Genomic DNA, 17715 nt, shown 5'->3' with positions numbered 1-17715 from the left:
TCTATTGACGGATCAGGGCGTCGATTGCGCCTTGCAGGATGAAGGCGGCGGCGGCGCTGTCGACGCGTTCGGCGCGTTTGGCGCGGCTGACGTCGGCGGCGATCATCGCGCGCTCGACTGCGGCGGTCGACCAGCGTTCGTCCCAGAGGAGGAGAGGGAGGTCGAGCGGGGCGAGGTTGCGCGCGAAGGCGCGGGTGCTTTGCGTGCGCGGGCTGTCGGTGCCGTCCATGTTGAGCGGCAGGCCGACCACGAGACCGACGATATCATGCTCTGCGATCAAGGCTTTCAGCGCTTCGAGATCGACCGAGAATTTCTTGCGGATGATCGTCTTGTCGGGGGTCGCGAAGCTCCAGTTCACATCGCAGAAGGCGACGCCGATGGTTTTCGTGCCAACGTCGAGGCCCATGAGGCGGCCGCCGTTCGGGAAAAGGGCGGCGAAGTCGGGGGCGGCGGTGGTGATCATGTCGACATGCCTCTAATTCCAAAATCTCGTCATTGCGAGCGGAGCGAAGCAATCCGGTGCCGGCTTATGCCGCCGCTGGATTGCCGCGTCGCGTCGCTCCTCGCAATGACGGTTCAGGATTTGGGAGCAGGAGTGGGAGCAGGTGCGGCCGGAGGCGGCGTCGGCGCCGCGGCGGGCGGTACCGGCGAGGGCTTGCCTTCGTAGGTCGCGAGGCGGCGAAGCGCGTCGGCGCGGGCGTTCGCCCAGAAGAGGGTGATGTCGTAGACGTGGTAATTGTTGCCGGGGAGTACATAGCCCGCGACGACGTAGTTTTTCGCGACGTCGGCATCGCCGATCATCAGGAAGCCGCGCGTGGCGTCGCATTTCGCGCCGATCTTGCCCGCGATCAGCGAGCCCGATTTGAAGCCCTCGGTGGGTTTCAGCGTGCCGATATTGGCCTCTGCCGGTGCTTCGGTGTCGGGGATGCCGGTGAGCGGGTTGGTGCACAGCATTCGCGTCTCGGCGCGCGGGCGGCCGTCGAAGCCGATCGTGCCGTCATAGGCCGCGGTGACCATCGCGGGATCGGCGGGATCGGCGAAACTCGCCCAGCCGAGGATGCAGCCCTTCTGTTCGGGGGTCTGGCACGCAGGCAGGCCGAGCCCGGCGATGTCGGTGTCGAGGCTGACCGGCCAGCCGATGACATAGGCCGCGACGATGCGTTTCGCGAGCGGGGTGCCCGCGATCTTGGTGCGGAGCAATGTCGTTAGGTGGAGCGCCCCCTGGCTGTGGCCTGCGAGGATGATCGGCTTGTCCTTCGGCTGCGCGGCGAGGAAGGCGTCGAACGCTTCCTCGACGTCGCGATACGCCGAATCGATCGCCTTGCCCGCGGTCACGCGATCTTCGGCGAGGAAGGCGCCGAGCGTCGCCTGACGGTAGCGTGGTGCCCAGATTTCGCCAGCGTCGGCAAAGGCGCTCGCCATGCCCTGTACGAAGAGATTGGCGCGGTGGTCCGAATCGCGGTCATCGAGCGGGGCGTTCCAGCTCGAACGGCTGTAGTAGCTGGTCGGATGGACGAAGAAGACTGCGGCGTCGCCCCTGGCGAAGGGGGCTTCGGTCGCCGCCTCGGCCGCCTTTGCGGGCGGGATCAGCGGGGCGCCGGATTTTTCGCCGGGAAGTTCGGTGCCGGGGGTTTCGCTGCCGTCGGCGGCGGGGCGCCATGCCGAGGGGTCTTTTTCCATGCCCGGCCGCGCGAACCACATTTTGGGGTCGTCATAGGCGTTGGGCGCGACCGCGGCCTGCGGTTTGAATTCGGTGCTGGGGACGAAGGCGGTGCGCGCGAGCCAGCCGGGGAAGAGCTGGTACACGACCCCGGCAGCAAGGATGAGGATGATGATCGCGGCAATGAAATAGAGGAATTTGCGGGCCAATGAGGATTCCATATGGTCGGGAGAGATGGATTTCGGGTTTCTCTAGCGGCTTGCGTGCCTGCCTACAAATAACTCGTCATCCTGAACTTGTTTCAGCATCCATGGCCCGAACTCGCGGCCTGCGACGATGGATCCCCGGATCGGGTCCGGGGCAGGCTCTGAAACAAGTTCAGCATGACGAAGTTACGGGATAGGCTGAGGCGCATGACCGAAGCAACCGCACCCGCCGCCCCCGATTCGGCCCGCGTTTCGGCGCGCCTCGACGATAACGACCCGCCCTGGCCGCTGCGCCCGTGGATCATGGCGGCGATCTGCGCCCTCGCGGGGCTTGCGATCCACCTGGTCGTCGACCGCAAATATGTTGCAGAACCCGCGCCGCTGCTCGACGCGCTCGCGGCGTTCGTCGCCATCGGGACCACCGTCTTCGTACTGGGCGTCGAGCTGCGCCGCTGGCGCTGGGCGCTGGGGTTCGCGCTGCTGTGGGGCGCGGTGATGGGGCTGATCACCTGGCATTCGGCGGGCTATAATTTCGGCGGATCGCCGATCGAATGGCCCTTCTGGTCGGGAATCCTCGCGGTGCTCGTCGCGACGCCGCTGTTCCAGACGCGCCGCGACGTCGCGCCCGACTGGCGCTTCTGGAAATTGTGGCAGATGCCGTATGCGCGGCTGCACAGCCATGCGTGGACCGATGCGGTGATCGGCGCGGCGAGCCTCGCGTTCGTCGGCATCACCTTCCTGCTCGTTGTGCTGATCGGGCAAATGTTCAAGCTGATCGGGATCAACCTGATCTTCGACCTGCTGAACGACGAATGGTTCGGATGGATGCTCGCGGGCGCGGCGTTCGGCGGCGCGGTCGGGCTGCTGCGCGAGCGCGACCGGCTGGTGTCGACCTTGCAGCGGCTGGTGATGATCGTGCTCGCGGTGCTTGCGCCGGTGCTCGCGGTGGCGCTGGTTCTCTTCCTGCTCTCGCTGATCGGGACGGGGCTGCAGAAGCTCTGGGATTCGGGGTTCTCGACCGCCGCGGTGATGATGGGCGCGGCGGCGTTCGCGGTGCTGCTAGCCAATGCGGTGATCGGCAACGGCAGCGACGACCGCGCGACGAACCCGGTGCTGCGCTGGGCGGCGCCGGTGCTGGCGGTCGCGGTGCTGCCGCTCGCCGGGATCGCGTTCTATTCGATGCATTTGCGGGTGATCCAGTACGGCTGGACCCCCCGAGCGTATCTGGGGCGTCATCGCGGCGATGATCGCGCTGGCTTATGGCATCGCCGGGCTTTGGGCGGTGGTGAAGGGGCGGCGCAGCTTCGACGACCTGCTGCGGCCCTTGCAGCAGAAGCTCGCGATCGGGCTTGCGCTGCTCGCGCTGTTCCTCGCGCTGCCGATCCTCGATTTCGGGGCGATCTCGACGCGCGATCAACTCGCGCGGCTGAAATCGGGGGCGACGCCGGTCGAAAAGTTCGACTGGGCGGCGCTGGCGTTCGATTTCGGGCCCGAAGGGCGCGCGGCGCTGGCGGACATGGCGAAGTCGGTCGACAAGACGAAAGCAGGCCTCGCGCAATGGGCGCTGAAGAGCCGGGACCGGTGGACGCTCGACCGCGACAGCGATGAGATGACGCCGCGCGAGGCCGCCTTCGGTGCGCGAAGGATCGAGGAGAAGGTGCGTGTGTTCCCGGCGACGCGGCCGCTTCCCCCCGAGCTCTATGCGCTGATCGATGAGCGGAGCCTGTGCCGCACGGCGCCCTGTATCGTGCAATGGGTCGGCGACAGCCGTGTCGCGGTCGTTTCGAATAGCGGCATGTTGTCGCACTTCGCCATCGATCCCGCGACGAAGACGTGGAACGATTATTACGGGGGAAGCGACCCGGCCGAACAGAAGCGCCGCGAACTGAGCGTCGACGACGTCGAAAAGGGCGCGGTCGAGGTGCGGACGGTGACGCGCCGCCAGATTTTCGTGAACGGCAAGCCGGTGGGCGGCGATTTCGAATGAGTTGCTCCTCCCTGCCGCGGAGCGGGTGGGGAGGGGGACCGTCGGCGGTGCCGATGGTGGAGGGGCTGCGTCATCGCCCCTCCGTCAGCGCTTCGCGCTGCCACCTCCCCATGGCTTCGCCACAGGGAGGATCATGGTTGAAGCGATCCGGCGGGGATGCTAGCGGCGCGGCTTCGTTAAAGTTAGGGCGATCATGTCAATCGATCAGGCAACAGTAAGGAAAATCGCGTCGCTGGCGCGCATTGCGATCAGCGATGCCGAAGCCGCCGCGATGGAAGGCGAACTCAACGGGATCCTCGGTTGGGTCGAGCAACTCGGCGAGGTCGATGTGACCGGGGTCGAGCCGATGACCGCGGTGATCCCGAACCATCTGCGGCTGCGCGACGATGTCGTCGACGCCGACCCGCTGACCGGCGGCAATCGCCGCGATGATATTCTCGCGAACGCCCCTGCGCCGCAGCACGGCTTTTTCGGCGTTCCCAAGGTGATCGAATAATGACCGAGCTTACGAACCTGACCGTCGCCGGAATCCGCGACGGGCACCGCGCGGGCGATTTTTCCGCCGTCGAGGTCGCCGAGGCGTTCAACGCCAATGTCGCGGGCGCGAAGGCGCTCAACGCGTTTATCGTCGAGACGCCCGAACATGCGATCGCCGCGGCGAAGGCGGCCGACGCCGACCGCGCGGCGGGGACGCTGAAGCCGCTTTCGGGCGTGCCGATCGGGATGAAGGACCTGTTCGCGACGAATGGCGTCCAGACGACCGCCGCGAGCCATATGCTCGAAGGGTTCGTGCCGCGGTATGAATCGACCGTCTCGCAGAAATTGTGGGACGCGGGTTGCGGCATGCTCGGCAAGCTCAACCTCGACCAGTTCGCGATGGGATCGTCGAACGAGACCTCCTACTTTGGCAACGTCATCAGCCCGTGGAAGCGCAATGATGGCGGCAATGCTGCGCTCGCGCCGGGCGGGTCGTCGGGCGGTTCGTCGTCGGCGATCGCGGCGCGGCTGTGCCCCGCCGCGACGGGGACCGACACCGGCGGCTCGATCCGCCAGCCTGCGGCGTTCGTGGGCATTTCGGGGATCAAGCCGACCTATGGCCGCTGCTCGCGCTGGGGCATTGTCGCGTTTGCGAGTTCGCTCGACCAGGCGGGGCCGATGGCACGCGACGTACGCGACTGTGCGATCATGCTCGAAAATATGGCGGGCTTCGATCCCAAGGATGCGACGAGCCTGGACATGGCGGTGCCCAATTGGGAAGCGGCTTTGTCGAGCGATCTCAAGGGCAAGACGGTCGGGATTCCCAAGGAATATCGCCTCGAAGGCATCGATCCCGAAATCGACGCGATGTGGGATGCCGGGATCGCGATGCTGAAGGATGCGGGGGCCGAGGTCGTCGACGTCAGCTTGCCGCACACGAAGTACGCGCTGCCGACTTACTATATCATCGCACCCGCCGAGGCGTCGTCGAACCTCGCGCGCTATGACGGCGTGCGTTACGGGCTGCGCGACCTGCCGCAGGGCGCCGGTTTGCAGGACATGTACGCCGCGACGCGCGCCGACGGTTTCGGACCCGAGGTCAAGCGCCGCATCATGATCGGCACCTATGTGCTGTCGGCGGGCTTTTACGACGCGTACTACACGCAGGCGCAGAAGGTGCGGACGCTGATCGCGCGCGATTTCGAGCAGGCGTTCGGGGTGTGCGACGTGATCCTTGCGCCGACTGCGCCGTCGGCGGCGTTCGGGCTGGGCGAAAAGACCGCCGATCCGCTGTCGATGTATCTGAACGACGTGTTTGCGGTGCCCGCGAGCCTTGCGGGGCTGCCCGCAATGTCGGTCCCCGCGGCGCTGAACCGCGAAGGGCTGCCGCTGGGGCTGCAGATCATCGGCAAGGCGTTCGACGAGCAGGGCGTGCTGAACGCCGGGCTGGCGATCGAAGAGCGGGCGGGCTTTACTGCGCGCGCCGAGAAATGGTGGTAATGCCGCGAAGCTGACCAACAGTTCTGGAGGACGAATATTGGATTTTTCTCGGGCAGCGGGCCACTGTCTGGATTACGTCGATACTGTGAACAGGGACGGAAACATAAATGGCAACGCGAGAAAAACTGATAAGAATGGCGGATTACACCGTAATGCCGCTGGCTTTGCTGACGGCGCCATTGCTGCGCTTCATGGGACGCTACCAGCATCAGCTGACCTCGACGCGCCGGATCGCCGATCGTTTCGGTTTTGCGGTGCGCTCGACCCATTATTACCAGCCGACCTATGCCGACCGCGACCTTCCCGCCGACGTGACGCAGGAGCGATACCTGCCGGGTCTCGATTTCAACGAGGCAGGCCAGTTGGCCATGCTTGGCAATTTTACCTATCGCGACGAACTGGCGCGCGTGTCCGAGGGGAAGCCGGGCAAGAATGAATATGCGCATGGCAATCCCGCTTATGCCTTTGCCGATGCCGAAAGCCTCTATTCGATGGTGCGGCACCTCAAGCCCCGGCGGCTTTTCGAAATCGGATCGGGTTTTTCGACGCTGATGGCCCAGCGTGCGATCGCGCAAAACCGCGAAGAGGATGGCGCGTATCGCTGCGAGCATGTGTGCGTCGAGCCCTATGAAATGCCGTGGCTTTCGGAAGTCGGCGTCAAGGTCGTGCGCGAACGCGTGCAGGATCTGCCGCGCACCTTCTTTGGCGAGCTCGAGGCCGGCGACATCCTGTTCATCGACAGCTCGCACGTGATCCGTCCCTATGGCGACGTCCTCCACGAATTCCTCGTGCTCGTTCCCGACCTGCCCGAGGGCGTCTATGTCCATGTGCATGACATTTTCACGCCGCGCGATTATCCCGATGAATGGCTTCGCAAGGAGCGTCGGCTGTGGAACGAACAATATCTGCTGGAAGCCCTGTTGAGCGCGACCGACCGCTATGAGGTCGTGCTGATGCTCAACTGGCTCAAGCATAATCATTTTGCTTCGATCGCCGCCGTGTTCCCGCACGCCGGAAAACATCCGGAGCACGAACCCGGAGCCTTCTGGTTCCGTATCGCCTCAAAACATTGAACCAGCCAGACGAGTGAAAGACGAAATGTCCGATTATCGCATCAAGGGAGAAACCGGCGAGTGGGAGGTCGTGATCGGCCTCGAGGTCCATGCGCAGGTCACCTCCAACGCCAAGCTGTTCTCGGGCGCCGCGACGGCGTTCGGGGCCGAGCCGAACACGCAGGTGAGCCTCGTCGACGCCGCGATGCCGGGGATGCTGCCGGTGCCGAACCGCGAGTGCATCCGCCAGGCGGTGCGCACGGGTATGGCGATCGAGGCCGAGATCAACAAATGGTCGCGGTTCGACCGCAAGAATTATTTCTATGCCGATCTGCCGCAGGGCTACCAGATTTCGCAGCTTTATCATCCGCTTGTCGGCGAAGGGTCGCTGACGATCGAGGCCGATGAAAAGGCGGGATTGCCTGAGGCGAAGCGCATCGGGATCGAGCGTATCCATGTCGAACAGGACGCCGGCAAGCTGATGCACGACCAGCATCCGACGATGTCCTATGTCGACCTCAACCGTAGCGGCGTTGCGTTGATGGAGATCGTCTCGCGCCCCGACATGCGTTCGCCCGCCGAAGCGGGGGCCTATGTGCGCAAGCTGCGCTCGATCCTGCGCTATGTCGGGTCGTGCGACGGCAATATGGAAGAAGGCTCGATGCGCGCCGACGTCAACGTGTCGGTCCGCAAGCCGGGCGATGAGTTCGGGACGCGCACCGAGACGAAGAACGTCAATTCGGTGCGCTTCGTGATGGCGGTGATCGAGGGCGAGGCGAAGCGCCAGGTCGAGCTGATCGAAAGCGGCGGCACGGTGGTGCAGGAAACGCGGCTGTACGATCCCGACCGCAACGAGACGCGCTCGATGCGGTCGAAGGAAGATGCGCATGATTACCGCTACTTCCCCGATCCCGATTTGCTGCCGCTCGAACTCGACGATGCATTCCTGGCGGAATGCCGCGCGAGCCTGCCCGAATTGCCCGACGCCAAGCGCGCGCGCTATCTGGCGGCCGGAATCTCGGCGTATAACGCCGATGTGCTGACCGCCGAGGTCGAGAGCGCGCTGTGGTTCGATACGCTGCTCGAAACCGGCGCGAAGCCGGCGGCGGCGGCGAACTGGGTATCGAGCGAGCTGTTCGGGGCGCTCAACCGCCTCGGCAAGAGCTTCGAGGATTGCCCGGTCACGCCGGCGCAGGCGGGCGAACTGCTCGGTCTGGTCGCCGATGGCACGATTTCGGGGACGATCGCCAAGCAGGTGTTCGAAAAGATGCTCGAAAGCAGCGATGCCGCGGGGGTGATCGTCGAGCGCGACGGGCTGAAGCAGACGAGCGACACCGGCGCGATCGAGGCCGAGATCGCCAAGATCCTGACCGCCAATGCCGACAAGGTCGAGCAGTATAAGGGTGGCAAGGAAGCGTTGTTCGGTTTCTTCGTCGGGCAGACGATGAAGGCGATGCAGGGCAAGGCGAACCCGCAGGTCGTCAACGAGCTGTTGAAGAAGGCGCTGGGCTGAGGATGCGCGCGGCCCTTCGCGCGCTCCTGACCCTCTGGCTGCTGATCGCCGGCGCGAGCTTCGCGCGGGCCGAGACGGTCGTCTTCACCGACGTCAACGTCGTGCCGATGGACCGCGAGCGCGTGATCGCGCGCACGACGGTCATCGTCACCGACGGCGTGATCGCGAGCATCGGCCGGATGGCGAAGCTGCCCGCGGGCACGCGGGTGATCGACGGCAAGGGGGCGTGGCTGGTGCCGGGCCTTGCCGACATGCACAATCATGTGACGAGCCCCGACGATCTGTCGCTGCTGCTCGCGAACGGCGTCACGACGATGCTCAACCTGGGCGAGGCGACCAGCGCCTTTGCCGGGCGGACGCGGATCGCGGTGAACCGGGGCGAGGTGCCGGGGCCGCAGATCTTCACCGCCTTCGTCGTCGACGGCGACCCGCAATATGGCCATTTCGTTGTCCGGACGGCGGACGAGGCGCGCGCGATCGTCGGGCTCGCCAAGACCAACGGCTATAGCTTTATCAAAGTCTATACCAATTTGTCGGCGGAGGCGTTCGCGGCGGTCGCCGAGGAGGCCAAGGCGCAGGGCGTCGGTGTTGTCGGGCATAATGTCGCCGCGGTCGGGCTCGCGAGGCAACTCGCGGCCGGGCAGGCGATGGTCGCGCATGTCGAGGAATTCTTCACCGGTTTCTTCCCCGCGCCGCCGGCGGACGATCAGCAGGCGCCGCCCGACGATGCGCGGATCGGCGAGGCGATCGCGCTGGTGAAGGCGCATGGCGCGTTCGTCGTCTCCGACCTCTTTACCTACAAGACCATTGCGGCGCAGTTCGGCAAGCCGGAGGTGGTGAAAGCCTATCTCGCGGCGCCCGAGGCGCGCTATGTTTCGCCCGCCGACCGGATCGACTGGGCGCGGTCGGGTTATCAGAAGAAAGCGGTCGACCTGTCGCGAAGGGTCGCGTTCGAGGCGCGTTTCGTGAAGGCGATGGCCGATGCCGACGTGCCGCTGATCGCGGGGGGCGACGCGCCGACGATCCCCGGGCTGGTGCCGGGATTCGCACTGCATGACGAGATCGATGCGATGCTGGCGGCAGGGCTGACGCCCTGGCAGGCGCTGTCGGCGGCGACGCGCACGCCGGGCGCGTTCATCACGGAGACGGTGCCGGGATCGGCGAAGTTCGGCGTCGTGGCGCGGGGATACCGCGCCGACCTGTTGCTCGTCGCCGACAATCCGCTGGAAAAGCCCGCCACCTTGCGCGCACCGCTCGGCGTCATGGCGAACGGGCGCTGGTTCGACGCGCCGGCGCTGGAGACGATGCTGGGCGAGGTCGCGGCGACGCGCCGCGCGCGTTAAAAGCGCCTTTGCCCGGCCGCCCAGTCGCCGCTGTCGCACTGGCCCGAAAAGTTGGTCATCCCCTGGATCGTGATCCGGCCCGAGCGCCGGTCGATCGTCAATCTGGGCTTGTTCAGGCCGTTGATCCGATAGCTGGCGGTGATGCGGTCGGGGGTGACCACCAGATTGTCGAGGTCCCACCAGCCGTGATCATCGCCGCTGTGGATCGGCGCGACCAGCTTGGGGCCCAGATGGATGCGACCCTGGTCGCCATAGAGTTCGAGCTGGACGTCGCTGGTGAAGCCCTGCGCGCTGTTGCCGACCTCGTTGGCCCATTCCCATTTATGGTCCCAGGGGTTCCATTTATAGGTCGGCTTGACGTCGACGGTCGGGCGCGTGCCCGCGCCATAGCAGACGAGAACGAGCGAGCCGGGGTCGCGGTACCCGGACTCGCTGGTCGGGGCATAATGATCGGCGGGCGGCGCATATTCGGTGTCCACGTCGCGTCCGCTGTCGCAGTTCGCGGCGGGGACGGCGGTGATCGCCGAATAGCGTCCGTCCATCGTCGCGACCGAGATGCAGCGGCCGGTGCGTTCGTTCCACCAGAAGACGAAGCGCGTGTCGCGCACGACATTCCCGCCGCGGCTTTCGTAACCGCGCGCGAGCAATTGGGTTTCGCCGCTGGAGCCGCGGGCGCCGACAAGGTCCGCGACGTCGGGCGCCGACTGGGCGGCGGCGCTCAACGGCAGGGCGGCGGCGGCGAGGGCGAGAAGGGCGGCGGTCGAACGCATGGCGGGGCTCCTGTGGCCGGGGAGAGAGTGTCCGGATTAGCAGCGAAGCGCGGCGGCCGGAAGCGCGTTGGCACGCGATCCCCCTTGCGGCGCGCGCGGTGCTGTATCATGCACGGCAACGGGGGCGGGGAATCATTGGGCCCCCGTAAACAGGGGGGAACGAATGGAGTCCGTTAAGATGGGCGGCCTGTTGCTGGCCGCCGTCGCCGCCATGCTGGCGAGCCCGGTTGCGGCGCAAGAGGCCGCAACAAGCACCGATGTCACGAAAATCATACCCGATCCCGCAACGGTGGTGATGCCCAAGCTGGACTTCACCGAGACCGACGCCGACCGGGCCGATTACGACAAATATTTCTATTTCCATCGCGCCGATACGGGGTTCGAGGAAGCGCTCGCCGACCTGCGTGAATGCGACGAGATGGCGCAGGGACTGCAGAGCGGCTTGCAGTACCAGCAGGTCCCTTATCCCTATGCCGGGACGATGGCGGGCGCCGCGGGCGGCCTGCTGGGCAGCCTGATCGCCGAGGCGGTGGTCGGATCGGCCAACAAGCGCAGCCTGCGCCGCACCAATATGCGTCGCTGCATGGGGTATAAGGGCTATGCGCGCTATGGCCTGCAAAAGGTTTTGTGGCAGGAATTCCACTTCGAGGAAGGATTTTCGAGCGAAGAGGAAAGCAAGCGCCAGGCGATGCTGGCGCAGCAGGCGAAGGTGGCTTCGGGAACGAAGCCCGTGACGGGGGGAGCTGGGAATATGATCGCGCGTTGCCTGATGATCGGCGCCGCGGCGCTGCTGTTGCCGTCGATGTCCGCAGCGGCCGCCGAAAAGCCCGCAAAGAAAGAAAAGAAGGAGAAATGGGCGACAAAGGCGATCACCGACAAACCGCAGCCGGTGACGCTCGACCCCACCAAAGCCTATATCCTGGTGCGCTCGCCGGGCCAGATTGCACCGGTGTTGATGCGCCTTCCGAGCGACGAGGCCGCCGCAGCGCATGAAGCCGATCGGGCGGAGGCGTTTGCCCGTGCGCATCTGTCGTGGCGAAAGCGCGTCGCGTCGATCGAACTCGAGGCGAAAGTGGGCGGGAACGACCCAAGCAAGCGCCGGAAGCCGACCGAGCCGACCTTGGAGAACTTCGGTTATCCGAGCTATGAGCAGAAGCACACGATGTACCTCGGCCCGCAAAACCGCTTCAGCAAGGTCGACGGGTCGGTGTACCTTCAGGAAGCGCCGCCGGGGGCCTATATTTTCTATGCGGTCGGCGCCACCTGTGCCTGCCTTGGGACGGTTTCGTTCGACGCGCCGGCGGGCAAGGTCGTCGCGCTCGACCTTTTGCCGGTGAACAACCCCGATGGAACGACACCCTTCCAGCTCGGCGGCGCGACCTTTGCCGACGCGCGGCTCCCTGCGGAGAGCGTGCTTCCGGCGGCGCTCAAACCCGCGGGGCCGCGGGGCAACTGGTTCGGCATCACGGTCGACCGGGTGATGCCGGTCGCGGGCGTTTTTACCTATGTGCGCGGCAAGCAGGTGGCCGAAGTGGAGGCTGCTGCTGTTGCAGCGCCCGACACGCCGGCCGGCGATCCGGCCGCGGGCCAGCCCTGATGCGGGGGCGGCCCGCGCCGGACCGGGCTAGGACGATCGCATTCAGCCCTGACGGCCTGCAAACGACGGCCTTCCGCGCTTCCGGTGCTCACGTGCCATTTGCACGCTGCGCTCCGGTTCACGGAAAACCGCCATTTTCGGCTCGTAATCTTCTGAATGTCGATCGGTCCTAGCGCCCGGCTTTCCAGACGGGCCGCCCTTCCTTCACCGTTTCGAGCACCTTGATGTCCTTGATCGCGCCTACGGGCGTCGTCAGCGGGTTCTTGTCGAGGATCACGAAATCGGCGAGCAGGCCGGGCTTGATGCGGCCCTTGCGATCTTCTTCGAAGACCTGCCAGGCGGGACCGGTGGTGAGCGCCTGCAACGCCGCATAGGCGTCGATCCGCTCGTCCGCACCGCTGACGACGCCGGTCGGCGAGACGCGCGCCATCGACGTCCAGAGCATGAAGCGCGTGTCGAGCGGGGTGACGCTGTAGTCGCTGTGGTTCGACGGGATCAGCCCCGCGGCGCGCGCCGAGCGGAACGGGCTGATGAAATCGACCACCTCGGCGGGGAAGTTGGTGCGATGGACGTCGCCCCAATACCATGTGTGGTTCGAGAAATAGGCGGGGCCGACGCCGATGCGCGCATATTGGGGCAGTTGGTCGCGGCGCTGGAATTGCGAGTGGATGACGATCGGGCGGCGATTGTCGGCCGCCTTGATGCCGAGCGCGTCGAAGCAGCGGATCGCGATGTCGATCGCGGCGTCGCCGTTGGCGTGCGCGAAAATCTGCCAGCCGCGGCCGTGAACCTTGCGGGCCTGCGCACAGAATTCCGCTTCGGACAATACGGGCTGGCCGTGCCACGGGTGCGTGCCTTCGGGGCTGCCGCGCGCATAGTCGCGGGTGAAATAGCCGGTCCGCGCCTGCACCGATCCGTCGAGGACGAATTTGATCCCCTGCAGCTTCACATGATCCCGATAGCTGCCGAATTTGAGGTCGGGTTGCGCGAGCAGCGCGTCGAGGCCGGGGGAGAAGGGCAGGAGCGCGAGGTCGATCTTCAGCCGCTCGCGCGCGGCGGGCGAGGTCAGGAAGGCGATGTCGGCGGGCTGCGTCGCGCCGTCCTGCGCGTGCGTATAGCCTTCCGCGAAATAGGCGTCCTGCGCGGCGTCGAGCGCCGCGAGCTTCTGCTCTGCCGTCGGCTGAGGCATTTTGGCGACGAGCAGGAACATCGCCTTTTCGAGGAGGACGCCGTTGAGCTTGCCGGCTTCGTCGCGGAGCATCATCCCGCCGGGCGGGACGGGGGTGCTTTCGTCGAGGCCGGCGGCGGCCAGCGCCGCGCTGTTCGCGACGGCACCGTGGAGCGAGACGTGCAGCACGACGATCGGCCGGCCGGCGGCGACCGCGTCGAGTTCGGCGCAGGTGATGTGCCGCTTTTCGGCGAGGCGTTCATGGTCATATTGCCACACGACGATCCAGCGGCCGGCCGGAACCGACTGCGCATAGTCGCGAATCGCGGCCTGCAGCGCGGGAATGTCGGTGACGCCGGTATGGGCCTTGTCGCGCAAATCCAGCCCGCCCGCACTCATCGTCGCGGCGGTGAAATGCGAATGCGCGTCGATGAAGCCGGGGAGCAGGGTCGCGCCCGCAAGGTCGCGGACGGCGGCGCCCTTGCCCGCCGCCTTGCGCGCCGCCTTCTCGCTGCCGACGAAGGTGATCCGGCCTTCGCGCGTGACGACGGCTTCGACGGTTTGCGGCGCATCGCCGTCCATCGTGACGATCGGGCCGCCGCGGTAGAGGGTCATCTCCTGCGCGGACGCGGGCGTTGCGATCATGGCGAACAGCGCCGCAAGGCTGGCCGGTAATTTCATCTGTCTCTCCCTGTGTGTTCATCGTGCGGACCGTCCGCCGCGAGTCAAGTTTCCAGATGCAACTCATGTGGCGCCAAGCGTCGGAAGCCGCTTGCGAAACCCGTCGATGCATCGCATGAACCGGGCAGGGGAGCAGGGGGATTTTCATGCGATTGACTTGTGCAGCATCGATGCTGCTCGCGGTTCCGGGCGCGGCGATGGCGACGGGCCCCGAAGCGGCGGCGCGCCATTTTACCGAGAGCGAAATCGCGGCGATCGAAATGCCGGCTCTGGCGTTCAGGCCGACCGCCCAGGATGCCGGAACCTATGACAAATATTATTATTTCCACCGCGACGCGACGAGCTTCGATCAGGCCTTTGCCGATATCAGCGAGTGCGACGCGCTGGCGAGCGGGATCAGCTATTATCGCGGCGGCAGCGAGCCCTATCCGGGCTATTATGCGACGCAATATGGCATGGGCGGTGTCATTGGCGGGGTGATCGGCGAAATGTTGGCCGACGCCATCTTCGGATCTTCCGAGCGGCGCAAAGTTCGCCGCATCAACATGCGCAACTGCATGGGGTTCAAGGGCTATGTGCGCTACGGGTTGAGCAAGGAGCTTTGGGAGACCTTCAACTTCGAGGAGGGCAGCGGGCGCGAGGACGAGGCGACCCGGAATGCCGCGCTGCTGAAACAGGCGCGCGTCGCGTCGGGTGAAAAACCCCAACAAGCGGCGATCGAGCTGTGAGCCGCGCGCTGTTCCTCGCCGCCGCACTGCTTGGCTTTGCGAGTGCCGCCTTTGCCGCGCCCGCCGACGCGCTCGACGAGGGGAAGGTGTCGAGCGGAAAAACCGTACTCGACCCAGGAGCGGGCTATATCCTGCTCCATGGCTCCGGCCGGCAGGGCGGCACCTTCATCCGCGTTCCCGACGCCGAGGATCTGGAGGCGTTTCGCAAGGAGCGCGGGGACGCCTTCGCGAAGGCGCAGAAACGATATCAGAAGAAGCTCGCAGGCTGGGAGAGCGATGCGAAAATGGCCACGGCGCAGAAGAAGACAGCGCCCGCCAAACCCGCGGCACCCGACGAAGCGAGCTTTTCGATCGGCGATATCGAGACGCGCACCGCAGTGCAGTTCGGCCCCGACTTTGCCTATATCAAGGACAAGGCGAACGGGCGGTACAGCTATCTGATGGCGGTGAAGCCCGGCACCTATATCTGGTACGGCCCGGTGCTGTTCGACCCGGGTCAGGGGTTTGTCGGGCTCTGCTATTGCATGGGCAGCGTGCGCTTCGACGTGAAGCCCGGGGTCGTCACCAATGTCGGAAACTTTTTGACCGCCGCGCCGCTGGCCGAACAGCAGAAGAATGCGCCCTTGCTCGACATCCGCCATAATGGCGGCTTGTCGGGGTTCAAGGTCGAGGTGCCGGCCAGCTCGTCCGCGGTCGACTTCGCCGTGCCCTCCTCGCTCGGGAAATGGCCGGTCGAGCAGGCCATGTTCACCGCGAGCGGCAAGTTCAACAATATCTATGGTATCATGGTCTCGCGCCTGCCGCCGGTGCCGGGCGTGCTCGCCTATGAGCGCGACAGGGTGATCGACGCAAAGACCGGCGCGGTGGTCGGCAGCGGATTCTGAAGCGCGGGCGCGGAGGGTCAAACCTGCTGCGGCGGCACCTCGTCGGGGCCGCGGCCGGGCTGGTCGATATCGCCGCCGCCGGGGCGGCCGGGAATTTCGCTCGGTTGGCCGGCGGGGTCTTCGACCGGGGTTGGCTGAACCGGCTGTTCGGGCGGCGCCTGGGGTTCGATCGTGTCGGGCTTCGGCTTGGGAAGCGGATCGGGGCTGCTGGTCATTGTCACTCTCCTTGAGTTAACCAACGAACGGGCGCGAAGCATGTTCCGCCCGCGGGCGCTGAGCATGTTCCGCCCGCGGAACAGGGGGCTTTGCGCCCTTGCCCTTGGCGATGCGTCTGCTATAGCCCCGCGCGGCCCGCACGGGCGTGCGCGGCAGCGCGCGATTTCGTGCACCCGGCCGAAAACACCTGCGGGCGTGGCGGAATTGGTAGACGCGCTGGTTTTAGGTACCAGTATCGCAAGATGTGGGGGTTCGAGTCCCTTCGCCCGCACCAATCTGCAATGCAGGCCGGGATCATGGGGAACTTCGCCGTTTGGGCGGGGTTCGATACGAGATTTTGAGCAAGGATAAGACCAAGGCAATGAAGACCGTCGAAACGCTGAACGAAGGCCTGAAGCGCGAATATCGCGTCACCATCACCGCCAAGGATATCGACGCGCGCGTCGACGACGAGGTGAAGAGCATCGCCCCGACCATCCGCATGCCCGGCTTCCGTCCCGGCAAGGTTCCGCCGAACCTGATCCGCAAGATGCACGGCGCCGCGCTGTCGGCCGACGCGCTCAACAAGGCGATCGACGCCGGCGTGCGCGACCTGATGGCGAAGGAAAAGCTTCGCCCCGCGCTGCAGCCCGCCGTGGCGCTCGACGATGGCTATGAAGCCGGCAAGGACGCCGAGCTGACCGTCAGCCTCGAAGTGCTGCCCGACATCGAGGCGCCGTCGATCGATGGCCTGAAGCTCGAACGCCTGACCGTTCCCGCCGACGACAAGGCCGTGATGGCCAAGATCGAAGAATTCGCGGCGCAGATGAAGCGTTTCGAAGAAGCGCCGAAGACCAAGAAGGCCGCCACCGGCGACCAGGTCATCATCGACTTCGCCGGCAGCGTCGACGGCGTCGCCTTCGACGGCGGCACGGGCGAGGACATGGCGGTCGAAATCGGCTCGGGTCAGCTGATCCCGGGCTTTGAAGACCAGCTTGTCGGCGTCAAGGTCGGCGACGAAAAGGTGCTGAAGGTGACTTTCCCGGACGAGTATCCGGTTGCGGATCTCAAGGGCCAGCCCGCCGAATTCGCCGTGACGGTGAAGGAAGTGAAGGTTCCCGCCGCGTCGAAGATCGACGACGAGTTCGCGAAGTCGCTCGGCCTCGAAAGCCTCGACAAGCTGAAAGAGCTGATGAAGGACCAGGTCGAGCAGGAACTGAACGGCCTGACGCGCACCTATATGAAGCGCAAGCTGCTCGACCAGCTCGCTGCCGCGCACGATTTCGACGTGCCGCCGACGATGGTCGAGGCCGAGTTCAACCAGATCTGGCAGCAGCTCGAGCATGAAGTCAGCCACGAGGAAGATCCCGAAGCGGCGAAGGCCGAGCTCGAGAACGACCGCGACGATTACCGCGCGATTGCGGTCCGCCGCGTCCGCCTCGGCCTGCTCCTGTCGGAAATCGGCCAGGCGCATGGCGTGCAGGTATCGGCGCAGGAAATGCAGCGCCTGATCATGCAGGCGGCGCAGCAGTATCGCCCCGAAGATCGCGGCCGCTTCATGGAATATGTCCAGCAGGACGCGCTCGCCGCGGCCCAGCTTCGCGCGCCGCTCTATGAAGACAAGGTCGTCGACTTCCTGTTCGAAAAGGCCGAGATCAGCGACCGCGAAACCACCCGCGAGGAGCTGGAAGCCGCGATCGAAGCCGACGACGACGGCCATGTCCACGGCCCGGGTTGCGGCCACGACCATGACCACGACCACAAGCCCGCCAAAAAGGCTGCCGCGAAGAAGCCGGCCGCCAAGAAGGACGCGGTGAAGGAAGAGGCCAAGGCCGAGGAAGCGCCCGCCAAGAAGGCACCGGCGAAGAAGGCCGCCGCTCCGAAGGCGGAAGCCGAGGAAAAGCCGGCTGCTGCCAAGAAGGCTCCGGCCAAGAAGACCGCGGCGAAGAAATAA

General features: G+C 65.6%; 16 protein-coding genes and 1 tRNA gene. 12 read left to right on the top strand and 5 right to left on the bottom strand.

The window, feature by feature from the left end; translation table 11 throughout:
- Window position 1: 1 nt before the first annotated feature.
- Window positions 2-463 (bottom strand): Holliday junction resolvase RuvX, encoded by a 462-nt coding sequence (gene ruvX / locus ACIPPQ_RS08530; RefSeq protein ID WP_446543693.1) that lies wholly within the window; start codon window positions 461-463, stop codon window positions 2-4.
- A gap of 113 nt (window positions 464-576) precedes the next feature.
- The gene (locus ACIPPQ_RS08525) at window positions 577-1869 is read right to left on the bottom strand and encodes a DUF3089 domain-containing protein (protein WP_446543692.1); all 1293 of its coding nucleotides are present in this window, start codon (window positions 1867-1869) and stop codon (window positions 577-579) included.
- A gap of 204 nt (window positions 1870-2073) precedes the next feature.
- Here ACIPPQ_RS08525 and ACIPPQ_RS08520 point away from each other — a divergent pair, with 204 nt between their 5' ends.
- The 7 genes from ACIPPQ_RS08520 to ACIPPQ_RS08490 all read left to right on the top strand — a co-directional run bounded on the left by ACIPPQ_RS08520 (window position 2074) and on the right by ACIPPQ_RS08490 (window position 9738).
- Entirely contained in the window at window positions 2074-3474 is a 1401-nt protein-coding gene (locus ACIPPQ_RS08520) for a hypothetical protein (protein WP_446543691.1), read from the top strand.
- A gap of 49 nt (window positions 3475-3523) precedes the next feature.
- On the top strand, window positions 3524-3853 hold the full coding sequence (locus ACIPPQ_RS08515; RefSeq protein WP_446543690.1) for a hypothetical protein: 330 nt from the start codon (window positions 3524-3526) through the stop codon (window positions 3851-3853).
- A gap of 193 nt (window positions 3854-4046) precedes the next feature.
- Window positions 4047-4349 carry an Asp-tRNA(Asn)/Glu-tRNA(Gln) amidotransferase subunit GatC gene (gatC, locus tag ACIPPQ_RS08510; RefSeq protein WP_327450081.1) on the top strand — a complete coding sequence of 101 codons (303 nt, stop codon included), beginning with the start codon at window positions 4047-4049 and terminating at the stop codon, window positions 4347-4349.
- Entirely contained in the window at window positions 4349-5830 is a 1482-nt protein-coding gene (gene gatA / locus ACIPPQ_RS08505) for an Asp-tRNA(Asn)/Glu-tRNA(Gln) amidotransferase subunit GatA (protein WP_446543689.1), read from the top strand. Before gatC ends, gatA begins: the two co-directional genes overlap by 1 nt.
- A 107-nt stretch (window positions 5831-5937) precedes the next feature.
- Window positions 5938-6903, top strand: a complete 966-nt coding sequence (locus ACIPPQ_RS08500; RefSeq protein WP_446543688.1) for a class I SAM-dependent methyltransferase — start codon at window positions 5938-5940, stop codon at window positions 6901-6903.
- Between the two features lie 25 nt (window positions 6904-6928).
- Complete coding sequence (gene gatB / locus ACIPPQ_RS08495; protein WP_446543687.1) at window positions 6929-8395, top strand: Asp-tRNA(Asn)/Glu-tRNA(Gln) amidotransferase subunit GatB; 1467 nt, start codon at window positions 6929-6931, stop codon at window positions 8393-8395.
- Window positions 8396-8397: 2 nt separating this feature from the next.
- The gene (locus tag ACIPPQ_RS08490) at window positions 8398-9738 is read left to right on the top strand and encodes an amidohydrolase family protein (protein WP_446543686.1); all 1341 of its coding nucleotides are present in this window, start codon (window positions 8398-8400) and stop codon (window positions 9736-9738) included.
- Here ACIPPQ_RS08490 and ACIPPQ_RS08485 read toward each other — a convergent pair.
- A complete protein-coding gene (locus tag ACIPPQ_RS08485) occupies window positions 9735-10508 on the bottom strand; it encodes a hypothetical protein (RefSeq protein ID WP_446543685.1) in 774 nt (257 codons plus the stop codon). The genes ACIPPQ_RS08490 and ACIPPQ_RS08485 overlap by 4 nt on opposite strands.
- 163 nt (window positions 10509-10671) lie before the next feature.
- Between ACIPPQ_RS08485 and ACIPPQ_RS08480 the strand changes: the two genes are divergently transcribed.
- On the top strand, window positions 10672-12105 hold the full coding sequence (locus ACIPPQ_RS08480) for a hypothetical protein (protein WP_446543684.1): 1434 nt from the start codon (window positions 10672-10674) through the stop codon (window positions 12103-12105).
- A 169-nt stretch (window positions 12106-12274) separates the two neighbouring features.
- Here ACIPPQ_RS08480 and ACIPPQ_RS08475 read toward each other — a convergent pair whose 3' ends face one another.
- Window positions 12275-13954 carry an amidohydrolase gene (locus ACIPPQ_RS08475; RefSeq protein ID WP_446543683.1) on the bottom strand — a complete coding sequence of 560 codons (1680 nt, stop codon included), beginning with the start codon at window positions 13952-13954 and terminating at the stop codon, window positions 12275-12277.
- Between the two features lie 146 nt (window positions 13955-14100).
- On the opposite strand from ACIPPQ_RS08475, the gene ACIPPQ_RS08470 reads away from it, so the two are divergent.
- Both ACIPPQ_RS08470 and ACIPPQ_RS08465 read left to right on the top strand, forming a co-directional pair.
- On the top strand, window positions 14101-14682 hold the full coding sequence (locus ACIPPQ_RS08470) for a hypothetical protein (RefSeq protein WP_446543682.1): 582 nt from the start codon (window positions 14101-14103) through the stop codon (window positions 14680-14682).
- A complete protein-coding gene (locus ACIPPQ_RS08465; protein WP_446543681.1) occupies window positions 14679-15566 on the top strand; it encodes a hypothetical protein in 888 nt (295 codons plus the stop codon). Before ACIPPQ_RS08470 ends, ACIPPQ_RS08465 begins: the two co-directional genes overlap by 4 nt.
- Window positions 15567-15583: 17 nt before the next feature.
- Here the strand turns inward: ACIPPQ_RS08465 and ACIPPQ_RS08460 are convergent, their stop codons facing one another.
- A complete protein-coding gene (locus tag ACIPPQ_RS08460; RefSeq protein ID WP_446543680.1) occupies window positions 15584-15781 on the bottom strand; it encodes a hypothetical protein in 198 nt (65 codons plus the stop codon).
- A 190-nt stretch (window positions 15782-15971) separates the two neighbouring features.
- Between ACIPPQ_RS08460 and ACIPPQ_RS08455 the strand changes: the two genes are divergently transcribed.
- A tRNA-Leu gene (locus ACIPPQ_RS08455) sits at window positions 15972-16056 on the top strand.
- 87 nt (window positions 16057-16143) lie between these two features.
- Window positions 16144-17715: a trigger factor gene (tig, locus tag ACIPPQ_RS08450; RefSeq protein ID WP_446543679.1), complete on the top strand. Its 1572-nt coding sequence runs from the start codon at window positions 16144-16146 to the stop codon at window positions 17713-17715.

Source organism: Sphingopyxis sp. LARHCG72, assembly GCF_052871675.1.
Note: the sequence above shows the minus strand (reverse complement) of the source record. Positions and strands in the feature narration are given on the sequence as shown.

Coding starts and splice junctions, on each gene's coding strand:
- ruvX (WP_446543693.1), bottom strand. CDS start 463: ATGATCACCACCGCCGCCCCCGACTTCGCCGCCCTTTTCCCGAACGGC.
- ACIPPQ_RS08520 (WP_446543691.1), top strand. CDS start 2,074: ATGACCGAAGCAACCGCACCCGCCGCCCCCGATTCGGCCCGCGTTTCG.
- gatC (WP_327450081.1), top strand. CDS start 4,047: ATGTCAATCGATCAGGCAACAGTAAGGAAAATCGCGTCGCTGGCGCGC.
- gatA (WP_446543689.1), top strand. CDS start 4,349: ATGACCGAGCTTACGAACCTGACCGTCGCCGGAATCCGCGACGGGCAC.
- ACIPPQ_RS08500 (WP_446543688.1), top strand. CDS start 5,938: ATGGCAACGCGAGAAAAACTGATAAGAATGGCGGATTACACCGTAATG.
- gatB (WP_446543687.1), top strand. CDS start 6,929: ATGTCCGATTATCGCATCAAGGGAGAAACCGGCGAGTGGGAGGTCGTG.
- ACIPPQ_RS08490 (WP_446543686.1), top strand. CDS start 8,398: ATGCGCGCGGCCCTTCGCGCGCTCCTGACCCTCTGGCTGCTGATCGCC.
- ACIPPQ_RS08485 (WP_446543685.1), bottom strand. CDS start 10,508: ATGCGTTCGACCGCCGCCCTTCTCGCCCTCGCCGCCGCCGCCCTGCCG.
- ACIPPQ_RS08480 (WP_446543684.1), top strand. CDS start 10,672: ATGGAGTCCGTTAAGATGGGCGGCCTGTTGCTGGCCGCCGTCGCCGCC.
- ACIPPQ_RS08475 (WP_446543683.1), bottom strand. CDS start 13,954: ATGAAATTACCGGCCAGCCTTGCGGCGCTGTTCGCCATGATCGCAACG.
- ACIPPQ_RS08470 (WP_446543682.1), top strand. CDS start 14,101: ATGCGATTGACTTGTGCAGCATCGATGCTGCTCGCGGTTCCGGGCGCG.
- ACIPPQ_RS08460 (WP_446543680.1), bottom strand. CDS start 15,781: ATGACCAGCAGCCCCGATCCGCTTCCCAAGCCGAAGCCCGACACGATC.
- tig (WP_446543679.1), top strand. CDS start 16,144: ATGAAGACCGTCGAAACGCTGAACGAAGGCCTGAAGCGCGAATATCGC.